General features: G+C 66.6%; 16 protein-coding genes. 10 read left to right on the top strand and 6 right to left on the bottom strand.

Annotated elements, in window-relative coordinates:
* Positions 1-4: 4 nt before the first annotated feature.
* Complete coding sequence (locus KBY86_RS13065) at positions 5-1,324, bottom strand: rhamnan synthesis F family protein (protein WP_255141419.1); 1,320 nt, start codon at positions 1,322-1,324, stop codon at positions 5-7.
* A 641-nt stretch (positions 1,325-1,965) separates the two neighbouring features.
* On the opposite strand from KBY86_RS13065, the gene KBY86_RS13060 reads away from it, so the two are divergent.
* Both KBY86_RS13060 and secA read left to right on the top strand, forming a co-directional pair.
* Entirely contained in the window at positions 1,966-2,112 is a 147-nt protein-coding gene (locus KBY86_RS13060; protein WP_255141418.1) for a hypothetical protein, read from the top strand.
* A 295-nt stretch (positions 2,113-2,407) separates the two neighbouring features.
* Complete coding sequence (gene secA, locus KBY86_RS13055) at positions 2,408-5,248, top strand: preprotein translocase subunit SecA (protein WP_255141417.1); 2,841 nt, start codon at positions 2,408-2,410, stop codon at positions 5,246-5,248.
* Positions 5,249-5,280: 32 nt separating this feature from the next.
* On the opposite strand, the gene cysE is transcribed toward secA, so the two are convergent.
* Complete coding sequence (gene cysE / locus KBY86_RS13050; protein ID WP_255141458.1) at positions 5,281-6,069, bottom strand: serine O-acetyltransferase; 789 nt, start codon at positions 6,067-6,069, stop codon at positions 5,281-5,283.
* Between the two features lie 38 nt (positions 6,070-6,107).
* Complete coding sequence (locus tag KBY86_RS13045; RefSeq protein WP_094511103.1) at positions 6,108-7,136, bottom strand: GntR family transcriptional regulator; 1,029 nt, start codon at positions 7,134-7,136, stop codon at positions 6,108-6,110.
* A 151-nt stretch (positions 7,137-7,287) separates the two neighbouring features.
* Between KBY86_RS13045 and KBY86_RS13040 the strand changes: the two genes are divergently transcribed.
* A complete protein-coding gene (locus KBY86_RS13040; protein ID WP_255141416.1) occupies positions 7,288-8,094 on the top strand; it encodes a dienelactone hydrolase family protein in 807 nt (268 codons plus the stop codon).
* Positions 8,095-8,143: 49 nt separating this feature from the next.
* On the opposite strand, the gene infC is transcribed toward KBY86_RS13040, so the two are convergent.
* On the bottom strand, positions 8,144-8,803 hold the full coding sequence (gene infC, locus KBY86_RS13035; RefSeq protein ID WP_094511102.1) for a translation initiation factor IF-3: 660 nt from the start codon (positions 8,801-8,803) through the stop codon (positions 8,144-8,146).
* 60 nt (positions 8,804-8,863) lie between these two features.
* Complete coding sequence (miaA, locus tag KBY86_RS13030) at positions 8,864-9,775, bottom strand: tRNA (adenosine(37)-N6)-dimethylallyltransferase MiaA (protein ID WP_255141415.1); 912 nt, start codon at positions 9,773-9,775, stop codon at positions 8,864-8,866.
* Between the two features lie 293 nt (positions 9,776-10,068).
* Between miaA and gyrB the strand changes: the two genes are divergently transcribed.
* Genes gyrB through KBY86_RS13010 form a run of 4 tightly spaced genes read left to right on the top strand, consistent with a single transcriptional unit; the run spans position 10,069 to position 13,124 of the window.
* A complete protein-coding gene (gene gyrB, locus KBY86_RS13025) occupies positions 10,069-12,027 on the top strand; it encodes a DNA topoisomerase (ATP-hydrolyzing) subunit B (protein ID WP_094511100.1) in 1,959 nt (652 codons plus the stop codon).
* Positions 12,027-12,338, top strand: a complete 312-nt coding sequence (locus KBY86_RS13020) for an SH3 domain-containing protein (protein WP_255100537.1) — start codon at positions 12,027-12,029, stop codon at positions 12,336-12,338. Before gyrB ends, KBY86_RS13020 begins: the two co-directional genes overlap by 1 nt.
* Positions 12,323-12,700 carry a CrcB family protein gene (locus KBY86_RS13015; protein WP_094511495.1) on the top strand — a complete coding sequence of 126 codons (378 nt, stop codon included), beginning with the start codon at positions 12,323-12,325 and terminating at the stop codon, positions 12,698-12,700. Before KBY86_RS13020 ends, KBY86_RS13015 begins: the two co-directional genes overlap by 16 nt.
* Positions 12,693-13,124 (top strand): CrcB family protein, encoded by a 432-nt coding sequence (locus KBY86_RS13010; protein ID WP_255141414.1) that lies wholly within the window; start codon positions 12,693-12,695, stop codon positions 13,122-13,124. The genes KBY86_RS13015 and KBY86_RS13010 overlap by 8 nt, the downstream gene beginning before the upstream one ends.
* Before the next feature lie 33 nt (positions 13,125-13,157).
* Here KBY86_RS13010 and KBY86_RS13005 read toward each other — a convergent pair whose 3' ends face one another.
* Entirely contained in the window at positions 13,158-13,637 is a 480-nt protein-coding gene (locus KBY86_RS13005) for a glutathione peroxidase (protein ID WP_261347612.1), read from the bottom strand.
* 106 nt (positions 13,638-13,743) lie between these two features.
* Between KBY86_RS13005 and mgtE the strand changes: the two genes are divergently transcribed.
* From mgtE to KBY86_RS12990, 3 genes are all read left to right on the top strand, one after another.
* On the top strand, positions 13,744-15,246 hold the full coding sequence (gene mgtE, locus KBY86_RS13000) for a magnesium transporter (RefSeq protein ID WP_094511096.1): 1,503 nt from the start codon (positions 13,744-13,746) through the stop codon (positions 15,244-15,246).
* A gap of 318 nt (positions 15,247-15,564) precedes the next feature.
* Complete coding sequence (locus tag KBY86_RS12995) at positions 15,565-16,560, top strand: RpoD/SigA family RNA polymerase sigma factor (protein ID WP_315855866.1); 996 nt, start codon at positions 15,565-15,567, stop codon at positions 16,558-16,560.
* Positions 16,561-16,675: 115 nt separating this feature from the next.
* Positions 16,676-17,932 (top strand): NCS2 family permease (locus tag KBY86_RS12990; RefSeq protein WP_255141413.1); only part of this gene is annotated, 1,257 nt, incomplete at its 3' end.

Here is a 17,932-nt window from a genome sequence, read left to right as displayed (position 1 = left end):
GGATTCAATTGGTTTCTCCGCGAGCCATGCGAGTGAGCCTACGTAGCGGGCCTGTAAGCCGCCAGCTCAATGATTGGCGCAGGGCCTGCAGGTCGGCTTCACGTTCGCGCAGCGTTGCGGTGGCCTTCGCCAAGGCAGCGCTCTGCTCCTGCAGGGTCACGCTCTGCTCTTGCAGGGTCACGCTCTGCTCCTGCAGGGTCACGCTCTGCTCCTGCAGGGTCACGCCGTTCGCCCGAAGGGCCTCGTCCAAGCTGTCGCGATGGTTACGAATGGCCTGAAGGTCTGCTCCCCGCTCGGCCAGCTCCTCCTGCAGCCGGCGATGCTGCTCGGCCAGGGCGGCCACTCCTGCCAGGTAGACCTCGGGCTGCGGCTCCCACACGCTCAGAAGGGAAGGCAGGGAATGGCTGCTGGTGTCGTGGCTGTCGGGCTGGTTGATGGGAAGCATTGCCCAGCGCAGACCAGCCACCTCGCAAGCGTGTGCCGTGAGTCGCTCAAGGGCGTGAAGGGGGGTTCCGTCATAGAGAACCGGCTCCAGCGGCAGGGGGGAGAGCAGCGCCAAGGCATCAGCGAGCGGTGCCAGGGCCTGTGGCCGAAACCAGAGCATCATTCCCTGTGGAAAAATCAGTGGGGCTTGGATGCTGAGTTGGCGCCCTGGCCAGAGCCCTTTCACCAGCACGGCGGCAATATCGAAATTCGCTCCCCAGTTGAGGTATGGCCGGATCAGCTCTCTTGGGTGGGGGAAGGCCAGGCCCAGATCAGGATGGTTCGTGAAGGCTTGAATCACACTGTCTACCCGCTGGCTTTCTCCCACCAGCTCACTGAGGAGGTCGGAAAACCAGTTGCCGCCAAAACTCTTGTGTTCGGTTCGTTTGGTGTGTAAGTGCAAGGCAAGCTGGCAGGGTTGAAGAAAACTCAGGCCATCACTCAGAAGGGGCACCAGGTTCCGACCTCTGTTCGGAATCGTCCGCACCACTAACCGTTGACACCATGGTGGTGAGGCGTATTGGCTGAGCTGGAGCTCGATTGCTGTCTTTTTGCTGCTAGTGTCAGTGGTGATCAATAGATCGCAACTGGGCAGTGCATGGCTGATGTGATCAAGAATCTGCTGACACTCCTCTAGATGGAAGGCATGTATGTGCACACCCACGCGAAGCGGAGAAGAGTCTGCTTGATTGGGGTTGGACCTTGAGGGCAGGCTTAGCTTTCTTTCGAGGTCTGAGGAGGGCCTTAGCGTGGGAGCACCGCTGACTCCTGCGAAGTTGAGCTCGTAGTCGCCAATGGACACCCACGACTGGATGCTGATGGTGGAGAGGAGGCTATCCATTGGGAGCATTTAGCGTGACTGAGCAACTCTTTTGGGAGCGATTCTGCCAGTCACCACGCTGGCCATTCTTTTGCCGATGCGCCTGCGATTCCCTAATGGCCGGTCCCAGAAGGTTCCGCAGGTGCCGGTTCTGCTGCCCGTCCATGCGCCACAGGTGCCTAGTAGGGGGCCGGCTCACACCCAGATCCTTTGGATTGTCTTGCCGGGCAGGATCATCGTTATCGGGGTACATCTCCACATCGGGGACGGCCCACTCATGCAACAGATGGTTATTGGAGTTACACCATTTTTGGCCAGACGCAGCCGGAGGAAGCTTTCGAAAACAATCAAGGCTTCGAAACTGCACCTCCATTCAGCCTACGGGACCGCATTGGACGCCACGGAAGCTACCAGAAGCCGGGCTTGCTGCAGCCATGCAGCGCATCTGCCGAGCTGCTCGCCACCGACTACCCCTAATCCTTCAGATCCGTCCCCGGCTCCCTCAGCAGCACCGCACCGCCACCAGCGGATCCAGAAGGTTGGGGCCCCGACGACACATTCCCGGATGTGCTGGACAGAGCCACCATCTGGAGTTCACCGCAAGGACAAGGTCCTGCGCCGGCGCCACGGCCGCTGACCCCTGGCCCGGATCGGCTCGGGAGTTGGACCATCCCCTCGCTGCTCACCAGCTTCCTGGGGTCTCGCTCAGCCGGATCGGCAGGATCGATGCCTGGAGCCGCGTGGCGGTGGGCCTGGATCGGGTCGACCTCGAGCACTCCCTGGTTGCCCGTGACTCCGGCAGTTGCTGATCCTCCCTCCCTCCCAATAGCGGCAATGCCTGGAAGGCCGCCAGCATCGAGATACAGCAGCAGGACCGGGGTGTGGTGGGTACCGCGAGCAGCCCCCCCTCCGCTGATCCGTCTGACACCGTTGGTCAGGGCCGCCTGACCGGTGCCGGTTCGGTGCTCCCGCCGCGGTCCGTGGGCGCCCCAGGTGCGGATCCCCGACGAGCGGAGCACCGAAAACCCTTGCAGCAGCACGATTCTTCGCTCTCGGCCGCGGTTTTGCGATGGTAGGGTAAGCAACTACGGACAGGCTTTCTCCATGCTCAAGCTGCTGCTGGGTGATCCCAATGCCCGCAAGCTGAAGCGCTACCAGCCGTTGGTGTCCGACATCAACCTGCTGGAAGAGGAGATCGAGCCCCTCAGCGACGAGGAGCTGCGGGGCCTGACGGCCGAGTTCCGCCAGAAGCTGGAGAAGCCTGAGACGGCCGCGCGCCGCAAGGCCCTGCTCGATGAGCTCCTGCCTGAAGCCTTCGCCGTGGTGCGCGAAGCGGGCAAGCGGGTGCTCGGGATGCGCCACTTCGATGTGCAGCTGATCGGCGGCATGGTGCTGCACGAGGGGCAGATCGCCGAGATGAAGACGGGTGAAGGCAAGACCCTTGTGGCCACCTTGCCCTCCTATCTCAATGCGCTCACCGGCAAGGGTGTGCACGTGGTCACGGTGAACGACTACCTGGCGCGTCGTGATGCCGAGTGGATGGGGCAGGTGCACCGCTTCCTGGGGCTGTCCGTGGGGCTGATCCAGCAGGACATGCCGCCCAGCGAGCGGCGTCGCAACTACGGCTGCGATATCACCTATGCCACCAATAGTGAGCTGGGCTTTGATTATCTTCGCGACAACATGGCGAATGATATCGAAGAAGTGGTGCAGCGTGAATTCAATTATTGCGTGATTGACGAGGTTGATTCCATCCTGGTGGATGAAGCGCGCACGCCCCTGATCATCTCAGGGCAGGTGGAGCGCCCCCAGGAGAAATACCGCCGCGCTGCTGATATTGCTAATGAGCTCATCCGTGCTGAAGGCAGCTCGAAAGATGGTGTGGATCCCGAAGGGGATTACGAGGTGGATGAGAAGCAGCGCAATGTGACCCTCACCGATGAGGGGTATGCCAAGGCTGAGCAGTTGCTGGGAGTGGAAGACCTGTTCGACCCCGCCGATCCCTGGGCCCACTACATCACCAATGCGCTCAAGGCCAAGGAGCTGTTCATCAAAGATGTCAACTACATCGTGCGCGGCGAAGACGCAGTGATCGTGGATGAGTTCACCGGCAGGGTGATGCCCGGTCGCCGCTGGAGTGATGGGCAGCACCAGGCGATCGAGGCCAAGGAGAATCTGCCGATCCAGCCGGAAACTCAGACACTCGCCAGCATCACCTACCAGAACTTCTTCCTGCTCTATCCACGCCTGGCCGGCATGACCGGCACCGCCAAGACAGAAGAAGTCGAATTCGAGAAAACCTACAAACTCGAAGTGACTGTGGTGCCCACCAATCGGCAGCGCTCCCGCACCGATCTGGTGGATCAGGTGTATAAGAACGAAGTGGCCAAATGGCGGGCGGTGGCTCTGGAAACCGCCACCATTCACCACGACGGGCGCCCCATCCTGGTGGGCACCACCAGCGTGGAGAAGTCGGAGCTGCTCTCCTCTTTGCTGGCCGAGCAGGGCATTCCCCACAACCTGCTGAACGCCAAGCCCGAAAACGTTGAACGTGAGGCGGAGATCGTGGCCCAGGCCGGCCGGGCCGGAGCCGTCACGATCGCCACCAACATGGCGGGCCGCGGTACCGACATCATCCTCGGCGGCAACACCGATTACATGGCACGGCTGAAGCTCAGGGAAGTGCTCCTGCCCCTGCTGGTGCGGCCGGAGGAGGGCCATCGGCCGCCGATCCCCCTGCCCCGGGAGGCTTCCCGGGCCGGTTTTGCTCCCGGTGCCGCCCTGCCGGCCTCGGCGCCCAGCGAGGCCCGTGCCATCGGCGCTCTTTTCCCCTGCGCCCTCACCCCCGCCACCGAGCAATCGTTGGTGGAGCTGGCCCGTGAACTGGTGAAAGCCTGGGGTGACCGGGCCCTCAGCGTGCTGCAGCTGGAAGACCGGATCGCCCAGGCGGCGGAGAAGGCCCCCACCGACGACCCCCAGATTCAGGCGCTGCGCAGCCTGATCGCCCGGGTCCGCGCCGAGTACGACGTGGTGGTGAAGGAGGAGGAGGAGCGGGTGCGGCAGGCCGGTGGTCTGCACGTGATCGGCACCGAGCGGCACGAATCGCGCCGGGTCGATAACCAGCTGCGCGGCCGGGCCGGACGCCAGGGCGATCCCGGCAGCACCCGCTTCTTCCTTTCGCTGGAAGACAATCTCCTGCGCATCTTCGGCGGTGAACGTGTGGCCGGATTGATGAATGCCTTCCGGGTGGAAGAAGACATGCCGATCGAATCGGGCATGCTCACCCGCTCGCTGGAAGGGGCGCAGAAGAAGGTGGAAACCTACTACTACGACATCCGCAAGCAGGTGTTCGAGTACGACGAAGTGATGAACAACCAGCGCCGAGCGGTGTATGCCGAGCGGCGCCGCGTGCTCGAAGGCCGGGAGCTCAAGCTGCAGGTGATCGGCTACGGCGAACGCACCATGTCTGACATTGTGGATGCCTACGTGAACCCTGATCTGCCGCCCGAGGAATGGGATCTGGGCCGGTTGGTGGCCAAGGTTCAGGAGTTCGTGTACCTGCTGGCCGATCTCACGCCCGAGCAGCTCCAGGGCCTTTCCACCGAAGAGCTCAAGGCATTCCTGCGCGAGCAGCTGCGCAACGCCTACGACCTCAAGGAGAGCCAGATCGAGCAGGTGAGGCCTGGGCTGATGCGGGAGGCGGAGCGGTTCTTCATCCTCCAGCAGATCGACACCCTCTGGCGCGAACATCTGCAGGCCATGGATGCCCTGCGTGAATCGGTGGGTCTGCGCGGCTACGGGCAGAAGGATCCCTTGATCGAATACAAGAACGAGGGCTACGACATGTTCCTGGAGATGATGACCTCCATGCGCCGCAACGTGATCTACTCCATGTTCATGTTTCAGCCCCGCATGGAAACCGCCGAAACGGTGGTCACCGGCTGAGCGTCAGAGCCTGCGCCGCCGCAGCTCATGCGTCAGTCGACGCCGTCAGCCGGCGCCGTCAGCAGCCCGCTACCCGGCCCATCGCCGGGGCCATCGCCCAGGAACTCGAGGATCTCGCGGTCCCTCAGGTTTTGGGCCTTGCCGCCGCAGATGTCCTGCAGGGGGCGGCCGGCGGCCACTTCCCGCAGGCAGTTCTGCAGGCGACCCACCTCACCTTCGAGCGTGTCGATGCGCTCCATCAGGTTGCGAATCACCCTGGCTTCCGCATCCGGCAGCTGCGAGTGCGCCAGAGGATCGATCCTCACCCCCGATTGATGCACCACCCTGCCGGGAACGCCCACCACCGTGCTGTCGGGCGCCACATCCCGCAGCACCACCGAGCCGGCGCCGATGCGGGTGTTCGATCCCACCACGATCGCGCCGAGCACCTGCGCTCCTGCCCCCACCACCACGTTCTCGCCGAGCGTGGGATGGCGCTTGCCGTGTTCCTTGCCCGTGCCGCCGAGGGTGACCCCCTGAAACAGCAGGCAGCGATCGCCGATCACGGCCGTTTCTCCGATCACCACGCCCATGCCGTGGTCGATGAAGACCCCATGGCCGATCTGCGCGCCCGGGTGGATCTCCACGCCGGTGAGGCTGCGCCCCACCTGCGAGAGCACCCGCGGCACCAGCGGCAGGCCCAGCCGCCACAGGCGGTGGCTGAAACGGTGCAGCACCAGGGCATGGAAGCCCGGATAGCAGAGCAGGATCTCCACCGTGCCGCGCGCGGCAGGGTCGCGCTCTTTGATCATGCGCAGGTCGGCGCCGATCGCACGCAGCAACCGCCCGATCGAGCCGGGCGGAGATGGCTTCACGCTGCTCATCCCACCTTCATGGTTTCGGGATCGCCGTAGCCATCGCGCTGGCCGGTGAGGCCGATCTCCTTGCGCAGCAGATCGATGGTGGAGGCCCCCAGGTAGCTCTGGGCGCAGTGCACCTGGGGCAGCCGCATCAACTGGGCGCGGTTCTGGCGGAGGGTCTGCTCCACCAGCGGCAGGCTCGGCCGGTCGCAGAGCACGTGGCTGGCGGCCCGCAGCAGGGCCAGCAGGCGGCTGCCCACGTCGGGGTTGGCGGTCATCACCAGCAGCTCGTTGCCGCGCATGCTGTGCAGGATCACCTCCGCGGCCCGCAGGATGCCGGGACTGATGCTCACCAGGCCCACGCAACTGCCCGTCCGCAGCTCCTTGAGCAGATCGAGCTCGTGGCGGAAGTCGTTGAGATCCACCGCCACGGCGCGCACGCCGAAGCGCTGGGCCAACTCCTCCACGGGCTGGAGGAAGTAGCGGCTGGTGACCACCGTGCCGTTGCTCGAACTCTCCAGCACCGCCTCGAGCTCCTCCATCGGCACCACTTCGACGGGCACCTCCAGCACGGGCACCAGTTCTTCGGCGATCAGCAGCGAGGCGCCGATGTCCTCGCGCGGTGTGCTCACCAGCACGCGGGCGCCGCAGCGCAGCCGCCAGTCGATTTCGCGGGTGAGCAGCTCCCTGGCCTGCTGCAGCGTGCAGCCGGCGTTGAGCAGGCCGTCGACGCACTGGCGCACCTCGCGGTCGATGTCGGGCCGCAGGCGGTTGCGCAGGCCCGGCGGTGCCTTCAGCTCGCGCGGCTTCTGCTGATCGCGCACATAGATGCCGGAGCCCGCCATCGCCTCCACGACACCGTCGTTCTCCAGCTGGCGGTAGACCTTGCTGATCGTGTTGCGGTGCAGGCCGGTCTGCATGGCCAGCTGCCGCGTGCTCGGCAGGCGGTGGCCCGGCGGGTAATGACGGGCCGCGATCGCGAAGCAGATCTGGTTGTACAGCTGGGTCGACGCCGGGATGTCGCTTTCCTGCTGGATGTGAAATCGCACGCCGGCCCGGACCTGAACGTCTGGGGACACCCTACGGAGCTTCGGCCCCGGTGACAATTCCCTGTTTGTCATAAGAGACTGTGCCGGTTGCTCCGCCACTGGCCCAACCGCCGCAGTGGCATCGTGTGGGCCGACCCCTGCGACAGCATCCGTGGCCGAGTGGATCACCCTTCCCGCAGCCCCCGCTGCTGCTGCTCCTGGCCTGGTGGCTGCTGACAGGCCGGCAGGTTCGCTGGCAGGCGAGCAGGCGCAGCGCAGCGGTGTGGTTTCGGTGCCGCTGCGTTGCTGGTGGGCTGCTCCCGCCCAGCCCGCACGGGGCGCCATCCTTGTGCTGCCGGAGGTTTTCGGCATCAACGCCTGGGTGCGTTCGGTCGCCGACCGGCTGGCTCTGGAGGGGTATGCGGCGCTGGCGGTGCCCCTGTTCGCCCGCAGCGCTCCGTCCCTGGAGCTGGGCTACAGGGCCGATGATCTGGCCGAAGGACGCAGCCACAAGGACCGCACCAGCAGCGCCGAGCTGCTGGCTGATCTGGACGTGGCCTGCCAGTGGTTGCAGGAACGCACCGGGGCCGGCCTGCTGGGCTGCGTGGGCTTCTGTTTCGGCGGCCACGCCGCTCTGCTGGCGGCCAGCCTGCCCCAGATCGCTGCCACCGCAGACTTTTACGGGGCAGGGGTGGCCAGCGGCAGGCCGGGGGGCGGCCCCCCCACCCTGGAGGTGTTACCGGAGGTCACTGGCAGGGTCTGGTGTTTCTGCGGGCGGCGCGATCCGCTGATGCCGGCCGCTGAGCTGGCGGCGATCGGGGCTGCGTTACGCCAGGCCGATCCGGCGGGCGGGCGCCACCGGCTGATCGAACTGGAGGCGGGCCACGGATTCATGTGCGAGGCCAGGCCCGACCATGACCCCGCTGCTGCCGCCGCCGGCTGGCAGGGAATGCTCGAACTGTTCGCCACCACGCTCTGAGCATGGGCGTGCCGCAGCAGCGAGCAAGGCTCTGCGCCTGCGTGCGCGCTCAGCCCTCGGCGGCCTCGCCTGCAGCGGCGGCGCTGGTCTGGCGCTGCGGTGACGGAATGGTGCGCACCGCCTTGGCCGCCAGGGCAGCGGCATCTTTTTCCTTGGTGAGCGGCGTTTTGCGCGGCGTGAGGAACATGATCATGTTGCGCCCCTCGCGCTTGGGGTCCTGCTGGATCTCGGCGCTTTCCTCGAGGTCTTTGGCCATCCGATACAGCAACTGCTCAGCCAGCGCCGTGTGCTGAATCTCCCGGCCGCGGAAGATCACCGTGCACTTCACCTTGTCGCCGTCCTTGAGGAAGCGGATGGCCTGACCGATGCGCACCTGGTAATCGTGCGAATCGATCTTGTAGCGCATCTTCACCTCCTTGACTTCGGTTTGATGCGACTTCTTCTTGGCTTCCTTGGCCTTTTTTTCCTGCTCGAACTTGAACTTGCCATAGTCCATGATCCGACACACCGGCGGATCCGCCTTCTCGCTCACCAGCACAAGGTCGAGCTCACGGTCCTTGGCGACCTCGAGGGCTTCCTCCCTGGTGATCACGCCGAGCTGACTGCCGTCGGCATCGACCACCCGTAACTGGGGGTAACTGATGCGTTCGTTGATGTTGGGGAGCTCCCGCACGGGAGCACGACGATCAAACCGAGGACGAGGAGGCATTCAAAGAAGCGAGGGGCGTAGCGGAGGCCGGCACGGGGAACAGCCGTCGAGCACTCACACTTACCCTAGAACCCCTTCGACCGCCACCATGGCGGCCCTCAGTAGATCGGTGGCGCCAGCGGCCGGATCCAGCCACAGAGGGTCATGCCGGCGCCGGAACCAGGTGCGCTGGCGCTTGGCATACTGCCGCGTGCGCTGGTCGGTTCGGCTGATCGCCTCCGCCTCGCTCAGCTCGCCCGCCAGCAGCTGCAGCGCTTCGCCGTAGCCGATCGTCTGCAGCAGCGGCAGGTTGGGGCCGAAGCGCCGGGCCAGCTCCTCCGTTTCCTCCACCAGGCCATCGGCATAGAGCGAACGGGTACGGCGGGCGATCCGCTGCCTGAGGTCGCTGGGGTCAAGGCCCAGTTCAAGCACCCGCCAGGCAGGTGGCCGTTGGCTCTGCTGGCTGGACAGGGGCCGGCCGGTGGCGTACAGCACCTCCAGGGCCCGCTGGGTGCGCACGGTGTCGGCATGGTCGATGCGCCCTGCCGCCTCCGGGTCGGCCTGACGCAGCAACTGGTGGCAGGTGGCTGGCCCCAGCGCCGCCAGTTGGGCGCGCAGGGCCGGCTGTGGCGGAACCGGCGGTGGCTGCAGCCCCTGGGTGAGGGCCTGCAGGTACAGCCCGCTGCCCCCCACGAGAAAGGCCACGCCGCGGCGCTGGTGTTCGGCGGCGATGGCGGCCTCGGCCGCCTGGCGGAACTCCTGCAGGTTCAGCGGCTGGTCGGGCGGGCGCAGGTCGAGCAGGCCGTGGGGCACGCGCACCCGTTCGGCGGCGGTGGGTTTGGCGGTGCCGATGTCCATGCCCGCATAAAGCTGTCGGGAATCCACCGAGAGCACCGTGAGGTCGAAGTGGCCGGCCAGCTCCAGGGCCAGGGCCGACTTACCGCTGGCGGTGGGCCCGAGCAGCACGAGCACGAGGGGAAGCGAAGCGGCCATCCGGGGGGCGTCTGCGCAGGGCGCGCGGGGGTGACCTGAGCCTCGCTGAGGAACGGCCCGAGGGGATGCGCCGGAGGCCTGCGGGCGGTCCCGGCGCGGGACGGACGGAGCAGAGATGCGACTGGGGGTGCATCCCTGTCGCAAACGGGCGCTGAGCGCCCCCTGGGCGCCCCTCTGAAGCAGCAGTGGTAAGATCGACACCTCGATTGGCCTTTTGAGCGCCCTGTGCCGCTGCTGCACCGCTTCACCCGGCTACCGGCGCACGCCGCAACTTGCCACCTGAGCCTTTCGGAATGAGCGACTCCTCCAAAGTTCAGCACGCCTACGGCGCCGAACAGATTCAGGTGCTCGAAGGCCTGGAACCGGTGCGTAAGCGCCCCGGCATGTACATCGGCACCACCGGGCCGCGGGGTCTGCATCACCTTGTGTATGAGGTGGTGGATAACTCGGTGGACGAGGCCCTTGCCGGCCACTGCACCGAGATCCTGGTGCGCCTTTGCGAGGACGGCTCCGCAGAGGTCACCGACAACGGACGCGGCATCCCCACCGACGTGCACCCGCGCACCGGCAAGTCGGCCCTGGAGACCGTGCTCACCGTTCTGCACGCCGGCGGCAAGTTCGGCAGTGGCGGCTACAAGGTGTCCGGCGGTCTGCACGGCGTGGGCGTTTCGGTGGTGAACGCGCTCAGCGAGTGGGTGGAAGTGACCGTGCACCGGCAGGATCAGGTGCACCGCCAGCGCTTCGAGCGCGGCGCCCCGATCGGAACTCTGCGCTCGGAAGCCGACACCAGCGGCCGCACTGGCACGGCGGTGCGCTTCAAGCCCGATATCGAGATCTTCTCCGGCGGTATCCACTTCGACTACACCACGTTGTCCGGCAGGCTGCGGGAGCTGGCCTATCTCAACGGCGGTGTGCGGATTGTTTTCCGCGATGAACGCAGCGAGGCCCTCGGCGCCGACGGCAGCGCCCACGAGGAGATCTATCACTACGAAGGCGGTATCCGCGAGTACGTCGCCTACATGAACGACGGCAAGGATCCCCTTCACCCCGACATCATCTATGTGAATGCTGAGAAGGACGGCGTGCAGGTGGAGGCTGCGCTGCAGTGGTGCGTGGACGCCTACTCCGACAGCATTCTCGGCTTCGCCAATAACATCCGCACCGTCGACGGCGGCACGCACATCGAGGGTCTGAAAACAGTTCTCACCCGCACGCTCAACACCTTCGCCAGGAAGCGCGGCAAGCGCAAAGACGGTGATTCCAACCTGGCGGGCGAGAACATCCGCGAGGGGCTCACCGCCGTGCTGTCGGTGAAGGTGCCCGATCCGGAATTCGAAGGTCAGACCAAGACCAAGCTCGGCAACACCGAGGTGCGCGGCATCGTGGACACCGTGGTGGGCGAATCGCTGAGCGAATTCCTTGAGTTCCACCCCCAGGTGATCGACCTGATCCTGGAGAAGGCGATCCAGGCCTTCAACGCCGCTGAGGCGGCTCGCCGCGCCCGTGAACTGGTGCGCCGTAAATCGGTGCTCGAGAGTTCCACGCTGCCCGGCAAGCTGGCCGATTGCAGCTCCCGCGATCCTTCCGAATCCGAGATCTACATCGTGGAAGGCGACTCCGCCGGTGGCTCCGCCAAGCAGGGCCGCGACCGCCGCTTCCAGGCGATCCTGCCCCTGCGTGGCAAGATCCTCAACATCGAGAAAACCGACGACGCCAAGATCTATAAGAACACCGAGATCCAGGCGCTGATCACCGGTCTGGGGCTGGGCATCAAGGGAGAAGAATTCAATGAATCCTCGCTGCGCTATCACCGGATCGTGATCATGACCGACGCGGATGTTGACGGCGCTCACATCCGCACGCTGCTGCTTACCTTCTTCTATCGCTACCAGAAGATGTTGCTGGAAGGCGGCTACATCTACATCGCCTGCCCGCCTCTCTACAAGGTGGAGCGCGGCAAGAACCACACCTACTGCTACGACGAAAAAGACCTCAGGAAAACCCTTGATGGCTTTGGTGAGAAGGCCAATTACACCCTCCAGCGTTTCAAGGGTCTGGGGGAAATGATGCCCAAGCAGCTGTGGGAAACCACCATGGATCCCTCCACCCGCAAGATGAAGCGGGTGGAGATCGAAGATGCCGCTGAAGCGGATCGCATCTTCACCATCCTGATGGGAGACAAAGTGGCTCCCCGCCGCGAATTCATCGAAACCCACAGCGCCGAGCTCGATTTCGCTCAGCTCGACATCTGATGGCCTGGCGTTGGATCTGGGTGCTGGGCTTCGCCCTGATCGCTCCGGCCTCCCTCCCCGCCGGTGGCGCCGATTGGCGCACGCCGGAGCTGCGCCGCCGCCAGAACGGCGATCCGCTGCTTGCTGAGGGCTCGCGCGATGGCGTGCTGCGCGCTTCTCCCCATCACCGCGCGCCCTGCCTGCTGCCCGTGTCTGCGGGCGCGCCGCTGCGGCTGCTGCGCGTGTGGCAGGAGCCCGAGGGGGAACGCTGGTTGCACGTCGAGGCAGCGGCTGCCGCCGGAACGGCCCGGCGCGGCTGGCTGGTCGGGTGAATGAGGCCCTGCTGGTGGCCGTCGGTGCGGTACCCGGCAGTTGGCTGCGGCTGCGGCTGGTCAACCACTTTGAGCCGCTGTTGCCTCATCGCCACTGGGCCACCCTCGCGGTCAACGTGTCCGCCAGCTTCGCGCTCGGGCTGGTGGTGGCGCTCGATCGCTCCAGCGGCACCGGCAGCCCCCTGCTGCTGCTGATCGGCACCGGTTTTCTCGGCAGCTTCAGCACGTTCTCCACCTTCATGCTGGAAGCCTTGCTGGCCTGGCAGGCCGGCAGGCGACGCGAAACACTGGCGCTGCTGGCGGCCTCCGTGCTGCTGGGCGTGCTGGCCGTGCTGCTGGGGCAGGCGGTAGCCCGTGCCTGACCCGGGCGACCTTCAGGCGCGGCGGTTGCGTTTCGAGCTCGTGGAGCTGCTGCTGGTGGCTGCGGGGGCGGTGCCTGGCGCCCTGCTGCGCTGGCAGGCGGAAGCTCGTCTCGGCCCTGTGCTGGGCGGTGCCCCCTGGGCGCAGCTATTGGTGAACCTGACCGGCTGCCTGGTGCTTGGCCTGCTGGCGGGTCCGATCCCCTGGCGCACGCCGCTGGTGCTCTGCCTCGGCATCGGCTTCTGCGGGGCCCTCACCACCTTCAGCAGCTGGATGCTGAACCTGGTGCGGCTGGCCGAGCTCGATCGCGCCGGCGAGGGACTCTGGCTGCTACTGGCCAGCCTGGTGCTGGGTCTGCTGGCAGCGGCCGCAGGGGCCGCCGCCAGCCATCGGCTGATGGCCGCCCTGCGTCGCCGCAGGCTGTGAGCGGCATGGTGCCGCTCCGCCTCTGCGGTCGGCTCAGGCGGCGAGGGCCGCCTCGATGGCTGCCGTCAGCTCAGGGCCGGTGGGATCCACGGCGCTCTTGAAGCGCGCCAGCACCGTTCCGTCCTTGCCCACCAGGAACTTCTCGAAGTTCCACTCCACATCGCCGGCCGGTTCGGCCTGGGTGAGCACGTCATAGGGAGCGCTCTTCGCGCCCTTGGCCTGCACCTTGTCGAACAGCTCGAAGCTGGCGCCATAGGTGGTGGAGCAGAACTGCTGGATCTCCGGCAGGGTGCCCGGTTCCTGGGCGCCGAAGTCGTTGCAGGGGAAGCCCAACACCTTGAAGCCGCGTGCTCCGTAGGTGTCCTGCAGCGTCTGCAGGCCGGCGTACTGGCGGGTGAAGCCGCAGCGGCTGGCCACGTTCACGATCAGCAGCACCGAGCCGGCATAGCCGGCCAGCGGTGTCTCCGCGCCTGTGGCGCTGCGCACCACCACATTGGAAACGCTCACGCTCATGGTTGTTGTTGTCGCTGCCGGCTGACCCTAGAAGCTGAGCGCCGCTCCGGGGAGGCCGTGGCAGGAACCCTCCCCATACACTCGATGTGCCGCCACTCCGGGGCCGATGAGCGAGCTCGACAGCGGCGGCGCCCGCCATGGCCGCCAGGATCCTGCCGGCCGAGGCCAGTCCGGCGGCGCTGAGCACGGCGGTGGCGCGGTGGGCAGCATCAGCGGCTCCACGATCGTGCTCGGTGGCGGCCTGCAGGTGGCCGAGGTGGTGTCCCGCCAGCTGGAAGCCCTGCTCAAGGCCAGCAACTACGGCGGCGTGAAACTGCTGCTGGAGCCGGTTCAGCCGGTGGATTGCGCCGAGGCGATCGGCACCCTGCCGCGCACGCTGCAGGCCCTGGCCTTCCGCCTGCTGCCCAAGGACAAGGCGATTGAGGTGTACGAATACCTCGATGGCGATGTGCAGCAGAGCCTGGTGGAGCGGCTGCGTTCCGGCGAGGTGCTGGAGCTGGTGGAGGAGATGTCGCCGGACGACCGGGTGCGGCTGTTCGATGAACTGCCCGCCAAGGTGGTGCGGCGCCTGCTGATGGAGCTGAGCCCGGCGGAGCGCCGGGTCACGGCCCAGCTGCTGGGCTACGAGGCGGAAACGGCCGGCCGGTTGATGACGACCGAATTCATCGACCTCAAGGAGTTCCACAGCGCCGCTCAGGCGCTCGACATCGTGCGGCGGCGGGCCCGGGACACTGAAACCGTGTACAGCCTCTACGTGACCGACGCTTCGCGCCACCTCACTGGCATCCTCTCGCTGCGGGATCTGGTGATGGCCGACCCGGAGGACCGCATCGGCGATGTGATGACCCGGGAGGTGGTGAACGTCACCACCGCCACGGATCAGGAGGAGGTGGCCCGCGTGATCCAGCGCTACGACTTCCTGGCGGTGCCGGTGGTGGACCGCGAGGAGCGGCTGGTGGGGATCGTCACCGTCGACGACGTGATCGATGTGATCCAGCAGGAGGCCACCCGTGACCTCTACGCGGCCGGCGCCGTTCAGGCGGGCGATGAGGACGACTACTTCCGCAGCAACCTGTTCACCGTGGCCCGCCGCCGGGTGGTGTGGTTGCTCGTGCTGCTGATCGCCAATGCCGGCACCGCGGCGGTGATCGCCTCGCAGGAGTCGGTGCTGAAGCGGGTGGTGATGCTGACGGCCTTCATCCCGCTGCTGATCGGCACGGGCGGCAACGTGGGTTCGCAGAGCTCCACCGTGGTGATCCGCGGCCTCAGCACCCAGCGCATCCAGGCGCTCGGTACCTGGCCGGCGATCTGGCGCGAGGCCGTGGCCGGCGCCTTGCTGGGGGTGCTGATGGTGCTGGTGGTGGTGCCCTGGGCCCGCTATGTGTCAGGCAGCTGGCTGGTGGCGGTGGCGGCGGGCCTGAGCCTGGTGGCCATCACCACCCTGGCGGCCACGGCCGGCGCGGCGCTGCCGCTGCTTTTCGATCGGCTGGGGCTCGATCCAGCCCTGATGTCGGCGCCCTTCATCGCCACCGCCACCGACGTGGCAGGGGTGTTCATCTACCTCAGGACCGCCACCTGGCTGCTCGACTCACTCGGGATGCCGCTCTAGCTGGGCGGAAGGCCCCTGCCGGAGGGCGGCGCGTTGGGGCCGGTTGGCGGACCTGCTGGCTGGCTTGCTGCGTCAACTCCCCAGGCAGGGTCTGCGTTGTGGGTGGATGAGCGGCTCTGGCCAGCGAGCGCCAGGGCAGGAAGAAGGTGGCGACCGGCACTGTTCGGACCCTGGCTGCCCTGGGTGGCGCTCAGGGGAATGTCGCCCCGAAGAGTCCGAGATGAGAGGGACTTCACACTTCTTCAGGTTAGGCTTTACACACTGTCAAAACACCACGCCGTGATTGTCGCTCTCTCCCCGTCCCGGCCCGTCGAGTCGCTGGCCGATGCCGACCCCCGGCCCGTGGTTCTGCCCCGTTCCCTGCCCCCCGTGGACGGCGACCTGGTGCGCTCGTATCTGCGGGACATCGGCCGCGTGCCGTTGCTGAGCCATGAGCAGGAGATCACGCTTGGCCGCCAAGTGCAGGAGCTGATGCGTCTGGAGGAAACGGAGCTGGAGCTGGAGATGCGCGCCGGCGGGGTGAAACCCACGATGGAGGTGCTGGCGGCGGCGCTGGAGCTGCCGGTGCCGGTGCTGCGCCGCAAGCTGGCGAGCGGGCGGCGGGCGAAGGAGCGGATGGTGGCGGCGAACCTGCGGCTGGTGGTGAGCGTGGCGAAGAAGTACACCAAGCGGAACATGGAGCTGCTGGATCTGATCCAGGAGGGAACGATCGGCCTGGTGCGGGGTGTGGAGAAGTTCGACCCGACGCGGGGCTACAAGTTTTCGACGTATGCGTACTGGTGGATCCGGCAGGGGATCACCCGGGCGATTGCGGAGAAGAGCCGCACGATCCGTCTGCCGATCCACATCACCGAAACGCTGAACAAGCTGAAGAAGGGTCAGCGGGAGCTGAGCCAGGAGCTGGGCCGCACGCCCACGCTGAGTGAGCTGGCGGTGGCGGTGGAGCTGCCGGAGGAGGAGGTGAAGGATCTGCTGTGCCGAGCACGGCAGCCGGTGAGCCTGGAAACGAAGGTGGGCGACGGGGAAGATACGGAGCTGCTGGATCTGCTGCAGGGGGACGGGACGCTGCCGGAGGAGAGCGTGGACAGCGAATGCCTGAGGGGGGATATGCGGGCACTGCTGGAGCAACTGCCGGGGTTGCAGCGCGATGTGCTGAAGATGCGTTACGGCATCGATGTGGAAGAACCGATGAGCCTCACCGGCATCGGCCGCATCCTCGGCATGAGCCGCGACCGCGTGCGCAACCTCGAGCGTGATGGCCTCGCCAGCCTGCGCCGCTTCAGCGAAAGCGTGGAGGACTACGTGGCCAGCTGAGGGCCAGCTGCCGGCCCTGCCCTGGGAGCGATGACTTCCGGTGCGCCGCAGGGCACCGGAGCTGTCCTGCTGCTGCATCCGGGCGATCATGCAGCCACCGTCTGCCTCTTGGCCCATGGCCAGCTCCAGACCCCGCTGGCTGGTGGCCGGCGACATCGACGGCCTGATGGGCCTCGGCCTCGACAACCTGATCCAGATCCTGCTGATCCTTGGCCTCTGCCGCGGCGTGCTCGGCTTCCCCGATGCCCTCATCTTTCAGGTGATCCTGCCGGCGGCTGGCCTCAGCCTGGTGGTGGGCAACGGGGCCTACGCCTGGCAGGCCTTCCGCCTGGCCCAGCGCGAGGGCCGTGGCGATCGCACCGCCCTTCCTTACGGCATCAACACGGTCAGCCTGTTCGCCTACGTGTTCCTGGTGATGCTGCCGGTGAAGCTGGCAGCGCTGGGTCAGGGGCTGCCGGAGGCCGAGGCGGTGCGTCTCTCGTGGCAGGCGGGTCTGATGGCCTGCCTGGGTTCGGGCCTGATCGAGGCGGGGGGGGCCTGGCTTGTGGGGGGCCTGCGGCGCTGGTTGCCGCGGGCGGCGCTGCTCTCCACCCTGGCCGGCATTGCCCTGGGCTACATCGCACTGGGGTTCCTGCTGCGCACCTATGCCCAGCCGGTGGTTGGCCTGGCGGTGCTGGCGGTGATTCTTGTCACCTACTACGGCCAGCTGCGCCTGCCTCTGCCCGGCGGTCTGATCGCGGTGCTGCTCGGGATCGTGCTGGCGGCCGCGACGGGCCTGGTGTCGATCGATGCCCTCACCTGGCAGACGAACGCCGCTCAGGTGGGCCTGCATCTGCCGCCCCTGCAACTGGCTGCGCTGTGGCAGGCGCGCGGGCAACTGCTGCCCTGGCTCGGCGTGATCGTGCCGATGGGCTTGTTCAACCTGCTGGGGTCGCTGCAGAACCTGGAGAGCGCCGAAGCCGCCGGTGACCGCTACCCGGTGAAGAGCTCCCTGCTGATCAACGGCGTGGGCACGATCGTGGCCGCTGCCCTTGGCTCCTGCTTCCCCACCACCATCTACATCGGCCATCCCGGCTGGAAGGGCATGGGGGCCCGCATCGGCTACTCGTGGCTGAACGGCGTGGTGATGGGGCTGGGTTGCCTGTTCGGCGTGTTCGGCCTTGTGGGTCAGCTGGTGCCGATTGAAGCCGGCATGGCGATCGTGCTCTACATCGGCCTGGTGATCGCCGCCCAGAGCTTTCAGGCCACCCCCGCCGCCCATGCGCCGGCGGTGGTGCTGGGCTTGCTGCCCGGCCTGGCGGGCTGGGGCGCCCTGCTGCTCAAGGCCGGCCTGCGGGCCGGCGGGGCCGGTAGCGCCGCCGAGCCCTTCGGT

Origin of the sequence: Synechococcus sp. Lug-A (assembly GCF_024345655.1) — a bacterium.
Classification (GTDB): Bacteria; Cyanobacteriota; Cyanobacteriia; order PCC-6307; family Cyanobiaceae; genus MW101C3.
This window is presented reverse-complemented; position numbering and strand designations above follow the sequence as displayed.

What these genes read in the sequence shown, in the direction of transcription:
- KBY86_RS13065 (WP_255141419.1), bottom strand. Translation starts at nt 1,324, where the DNA reads ATGGATAGCCTCCTCTCCACCATCAGCATCCAGTCGTGGGTGTCCATT.
- secA (WP_255141417.1), top strand. Translation starts at nt 2,408, where the DNA reads ATGCTCAAGCTGCTGCTGGGTGATCCCAATGCCCGCAAGCTGAAGCGC.
- infC (WP_094511102.1), bottom strand. Translation starts at nt 8,803, where the DNA reads ATGCCTCCTCGTCCTCGGTTTGATCGTCGTGCTCCCGTGCGGGAGCTC.
- miaA (WP_255141415.1), bottom strand. Translation starts at nt 9,775, where the DNA reads ATGGCCGCTTCGCTTCCCCTCGTGCTCGTGCTGCTCGGGCCCACCGCC.
- gyrB (WP_094511100.1), top strand. Translation starts at nt 10,069, where the DNA reads ATGAGCGACTCCTCCAAAGTTCAGCACGCCTACGGCGCCGAACAGATT.
- KBY86_RS13020 (WP_255100537.1), top strand. Translation starts at nt 12,027, where the DNA reads ATGGCCTGGCGTTGGATCTGGGTGCTGGGCTTCGCCCTGATCGCTCCG.
- KBY86_RS13005 (WP_261347612.1), bottom strand. Translation starts at nt 13,637, where the DNA reads ATGAGCGTGAGCGTTTCCAATGTGGTGGTGCGCAGCGCCACAGGCGCG.
- mgtE (WP_094511096.1), top strand. Translation starts at nt 13,744, where the DNA reads ATGAGCGAGCTCGACAGCGGCGGCGCCCGCCATGGCCGCCAGGATCCT.